Raw genomic sequence first — 4,291 nt, 5'->3', positions numbered from 1 at the left:
CCGCGAGGGGGTGGGATGGATCTGTCGGGCTACAATATCGCGGTCATCGTCGTCGTGGCGCTGGTCGTCCTGACGATCGCACGCGGCGTCCGCACCGTTCCTCAGGGCTACAACTACACGGTCGAGCGCTTCGGCCGCTATTCGCGCACGCTGAGCGCCGGCCTGGGCCTGATCGTGCCCTATATCGACCGCATCGGGCACAAGGTGAATGTCATGGAGCAGGTGCTCGACATTCCCTCGCAGGAGGCGATCACCAAGGACAATGCCGGCGTGCGCATCGATGCTGCCGCCTTCTTCCAGGTGCTCGACGCGGCCAAGGCCTGTTACGAGGTTGCCTCGCTCAACGATGCGCTGATGGTCCTGACCATGACCAATATCCGCACGGTCGTCGGCTCGATGGATCTCGACCAACTGCTTTCTCATCGCGACGAGATCAACGAGCGGCTGCTGCGCGTGATGGACGCCGCCGCCTCGCCCTGGGGCGTCAAGGTGACGCGCATCGAGATCCGCGACATCCTGCCGCCGGCCGACATTGCTGGCGCGATGAACCGGCAGATGAAGGCCGAGCGCGAGAAGCGCGCTGCGGTGCTGGAAGCGGAGGGCCTGAGGCAGGCCGAGATCCTCAAGGCCGAAGGGCAGAAGCAGTCGCAGATCCTTGCCGCCGAAGGCCGCAAGGAAGCGGCGCTTCGCGATGCCGAGGCCCGCGAGAGGCTGGCGCAGGCCGAAGCGGCGGCGACCGCCATGGTGTCGGAGGCCATCAGCCGCGGCGACATCCAGGCCGCCAACTTCCTGATCGCCGAGCGCTACACCGATGCGCTGAAGGCGATCGCCAGCGGGAACAACAGCAAGGTGGTGATCGTGCCGATCGAGGCCGCCGCCCTTGCCGGCACCGTCGGCGGCATCGCCCAGCTCACCAAGGCCGTTTTCGGCGAGGAGGCGGTGGCGGAGCGCCGTGGCTCTGGTTCAGTGCCGGCCTCGGGCCGGACGGGCCTTTGAGGCAATCATGCCGGACTGGTTGATGACACATGGCGGCTGGCTCTGGGCGATCCTCGGCTTGCTGCTGATCGGCGGCGAGATGATGGCCCCCGGCGTCTTCCTCATCTGGCTCGGCCTGGCCGCGCTCGTCACCGGTGCGGTCGTGGGCATCACCGGGATGGGCTGGCAGGCGGCGATGCTGGTTTTCGCAGTCCTTGCCGTCATTTGCGTCCTGGCCGGGCGTCTGCTGACCCGGCGCCGGGGCGAGGAGCCGGATGCTGCGACCGGCCTCAATGACCGCGGTCGCCAGCTCATCGGCAAGGTCTTCCGGCTGGAGGCGACGATGACGGGCGGCGAGGGGCGCATCCGCGTCGGCGATTCCTCCTGGCGCGTCATCGGGCCGGAACTGCTTGCAGGGACCGAGATCAAGGTCGTGCGGGTGGAGGGGGCAACGCTCGTCGTCGAGAAGGCATGACGTTTTTGCATCCGGCGAGGCGTTTTGCGCGTCGGCGTTGCGTCTAGGGCGTTGGCCTCCGGCGCGGCGAGGACTATAGCAACCGCTCCTTCACGAGCGCAGGCATCATGACCAGCCCCAGCGAACGCCTTTCCCTTCCGAAGGACCGCATCAAGGTCCTGCTGCTGGAAGGTATCAACGATTCCGCCGTCGAGCTGCTGCAGCAGGCCGGCTACAATAATCTGGAGCGGCTGCCCAAGGCGCTCGACCGCGAGGCATTGCTCAAGGCGATCCAGGGCGTGCATGTGCTCGGCATCCGCTCGCGCACGCAGCTCACCCCGGAGATCTTTGCGGCGGCTGACCGCCTCTTCGCCGTCGGCTGCTTCTCGGTCGGCACCAACCAGGTCGATCTCGAGGCGGCGCGCCAGCAGGGTGTCCCGGTCTTCAACGCACCGTTCTCCAACACCCGCAGCGTTGCGGAGCTCACCATCGGCGAGATCGTGATGCTGCTCCGCCGCATTCCGGATCGCTCGCGCTCTGCGCATGAGGGCGGCTGGGACAAGTCGGCCAACGGCTCCTTCGAAGTGCGCGGCAAGACGCTCGGTATCGTCGGTTATGGCAATATCGGCAGCCAGCTCTCGACGCTGGCCGAGGCGATGGGCATGCGGGTGATCTATTACGATCACACCGACCGTCTGCGTCACGGCAATACCGAACCGACCAAGAGCCTGAACGCGTTGCTCGGTGCTGCCGACATCGTCTCGCTGCACGTGCCTGAGACGCCGCAGACCGCTGGCATGATCGGCGCTGCGCAAGTCGCCAAGATGAAGCAGGGGGCCTATCTCATCAACAACTCGCGCGGCACGGTTGTCGATCTCGACGCGGTCGCGGCGGCGCTGAAGAGTGGTCATCTCGCGGGCGCGGCGGTCGACGTCTTCCCGGTAGAGCCGGCCTCCAATGCCGATCGTTTCGTCTCGCCCTTGCAGGGGCTCTCGAACGTCATCCTGACGCCGCATATCGGGGGCTCGACCGAGGAGGCGCAGGAGCGGATCGGCGCCGAGGTTGCGCGAAAGCTGGTCGATTATTCCGATGTCGGCTCGACGGTCGGCGCCGTGAACTTTCCGCAGGTACAGATTCCGGCTCGCGCCGTAGGAACGCGCTTCATCCATGTCCAGCGCAATGTGCCGGGTATGCTGCGGCGCCTCAACGACGTCTTCGCGAACCGCCAGGTCAACATCGCCGCACAGAACTACCACACCGATGGCGAGGTCGGTTACGTGGTGATCGAAGCCGACAAGGTCTCGATCAGCGAGGCCCGCGACATCCTGCGCGAGATCCGCGCGCTCGATGGCACGATCCGCGCGCGGCTGCTCTACCAGCGCGACTAAATGCTTCTGCGGCCCGTAGCCGCAAAAAGCTCCCTATGCTTCCAGCGTACGGCAAGCATCGCCGGTTTCGCCCCTGAGCACTACGGGCGGCGTCAGTGCTTCCGCTTATCTTTGGCGCCGGGCTTGATCGGCGTCTGGGCGGCGACGGGGTCACTGGCGGGGAAGGTGTCCTTCAGGGCGCGATTCAGCTCGGCATCCTTGCCATGCTCGCGCGCGGCCTTGCGCTGCGCCTTTTGTTCCTGGCGCAGACTTTCCTTGGCCGGATTGGCGGTCGTGGTCATGGTCGCTCCTTCGGCGTGATTGGCTCTCACTCCTGCAACGCCACAGGGCGAAACCCGTTCCGCCAGAACGCCAGCGCAGGCGCGCCATGACGAAGCGAGCCTGCCTCTGGATCGGGGCCTGCAGCCTTCCCATCTGGTGAAGCTACCTCCCCGCCGGCTGTCGTCCGGCACCAGCCAGCAGGGGCTGCCATGGTCGCGATCTCCGTCCTCGATCTTGTTCCCGTCATCGAAGGGGAGGGACCGCGGCAGGCCCTGCTGAAATCGATCGATCTCGCCCGCCATGTCGAGAAGCTCGGCTACACCCGGTATTGGGTGGCGGAGCATCACAACATGGTCGGCATCGCCAGCGCCGCGACCTCGGTGGTGATCGGCCAGCTGGCCGCAGCGACGAGCACCATGCGGATCGGCGCTGGCGGCATCATGCTGCCGAACCACGCGCCGCTGGTCATCGCCGAGCAGTTCGGAACGCTGGAGGCCCTCTTCCCCGGTCGTATCGATCTCGGCCTCGGCCGGGCGCCGGGCACCGACCAGCTGACGCTGAGAGCGCTGCGCCGCAGCCCGATGTCATCCGACAGCTTCCCGCAGGATGTGCTGGAGCTGCAGGCGCTGTTCGCGCCGGCCGGCCCCAATCAGGCGATCCGCGCCGTGCCGGGCGAAGGCCTGAACGTGCCTCTCTGGATCCTGGGTTCGAGCCTGTTTGGCGCGCAGCTCGCGGCCGAGCTCGGCCTGCCCTACAGCTTCGCCTCCCATTTTGCGCCGGATGCGCTGCTGCAGGCGCTCGCCGTGTATCGCGAGCGCTTCAAGCCCTCCGAGCAGCTTGCGACATCCTACGCGATGCCCGGCATCAACGTCGTCGCTGCGGAGACGGACGAGGAAGCGCGCCATCTCGCCACCTCGCTGCAGCAGCGCTTCGTCGGCATGGTCAGGGGCGCGCGTGGCAAGTTGCAGCCGCCGATCGACGACATCGAGCAGTACTGGTCGCCGGCCGAGAAGGCGCATGTCTCGGGGATGCTCCGCTACGCCTTCGTCGGTTCGCCGGAGACGCTGAAGCGATCGCTTGGCGCCTTTATCCGGGAGACCGGTGCTGACGAGATCATGATCACCGCGCCGATCTTCGACCACGAGAAGCGCAAGCGCTCCTTCGAGCTGGTCGCGGGGATCGCTGCGGAGCTGGGCTCGTCCTAGGCACTCTC

General features: G+C 66.6%; 5 protein-coding genes. 4 read left to right on the top strand and 1 reads right to left on the bottom strand.

The window, feature by feature from the left end; all coding sequences use genetic code 11:
• Positions 1 to 15: 15 nt before the first annotated feature.
• The 3 genes from ACIPIA_RS11045 (at position 16) to serA (ending at position 2,817) form a co-directional block, all read left to right on the top strand.
• Positions 16 to 996 carry an SPFH domain-containing protein gene (locus tag ACIPIA_RS11045; RefSeq protein ID WP_400509427.1) on the top strand — a complete coding sequence of 327 codons (981 nt, stop codon included), beginning with the start codon at positions 16 to 18 and terminating at the stop codon, positions 994 to 996.
• A 7-nt stretch (positions 997 to 1,003) separates the two neighbouring features.
• On the top strand, positions 1,004 to 1,450 hold the full coding sequence (locus tag ACIPIA_RS11040) for an NfeD family protein (protein WP_400509425.1): 447 nt from the start codon (positions 1,004 to 1,006) through the stop codon (positions 1,448 to 1,450).
• Positions 1,451 to 1,557: 107 nt separating this feature from the next.
• Positions 1,558 to 2,817 carry a phosphoglycerate dehydrogenase gene (serA, locus tag ACIPIA_RS11035; protein WP_400509424.1) on the top strand — a complete coding sequence of 420 codons (1,260 nt, stop codon included), beginning with the start codon at positions 1,558 to 1,560 and terminating at the stop codon, positions 2,815 to 2,817.
• 92 nt (positions 2,818 to 2,909) lie between these two features.
• Here the strand turns inward: serA and ACIPIA_RS11030 are convergent, their stop codons facing one another.
• The gene (locus tag ACIPIA_RS11030; protein ID WP_400509422.1) at positions 2,910 to 3,098 is read right to left on the bottom strand and encodes a hypothetical protein; all 189 of its coding nucleotides are present in this window, start codon (positions 3,096 to 3,098) and stop codon (positions 2,910 to 2,912) included.
• 189 nt (positions 3,099 to 3,287) lie between these two features.
• On the opposite strand from ACIPIA_RS11030, the gene ACIPIA_RS11025 reads away from it, so the two are divergent.
• Positions 3,288 to 4,283: an LLM class flavin-dependent oxidoreductase gene (locus tag ACIPIA_RS11025; RefSeq protein WP_400509420.1), complete on the top strand. Its 996-nt coding sequence runs from the start codon at positions 3,288 to 3,290 to the stop codon at positions 4,281 to 4,283.
• Positions 4,284 to 4,291 lie beyond the last annotated feature (8 nt).

This window comes from Allobosea sp. CER48, from assembly GCF_044752385.1.
In the GTDB taxonomy this organism is placed as follows: domain Bacteria; phylum Pseudomonadota; class Alphaproteobacteria; order Rhizobiales; family Beijerinckiaceae; genus Allobosea.
The sequence above is the reverse complement of the archived record's forward strand: the minus strand, read 5'-3'. Positions and strand labels throughout refer to the sequence as shown.

Excerpts from the sequence above, each read along its gene's own strand:
- ACIPIA_RS11045 (WP_400509427.1), top strand. The coding sequence starts at position 16 with ATGGATCTGTCGGGCTACAATATCGCGGTCATCGTCGTCGTGGCGCTG.
- ACIPIA_RS11040 (WP_400509425.1), top strand. The coding sequence starts at position 1,004 with ATGCCGGACTGGTTGATGACACATGGCGGCTGGCTCTGGGCGATCCTC.
- serA (WP_400509424.1), top strand. The coding sequence starts at position 1,558 with ATGACCAGCCCCAGCGAACGCCTTTCCCTTCCGAAGGACCGCATCAAG.
- ACIPIA_RS11030 (WP_400509422.1), bottom strand. The coding sequence starts at position 3,098 with ATGACCACGACCGCCAATCCGGCCAAGGAAAGTCTGCGCCAGGAACAA.
- ACIPIA_RS11025 (WP_400509420.1), top strand. The coding sequence starts at position 3,288 with ATGGTCGCGATCTCCGTCCTCGATCTTGTTCCCGTCATCGAAGGGGAG.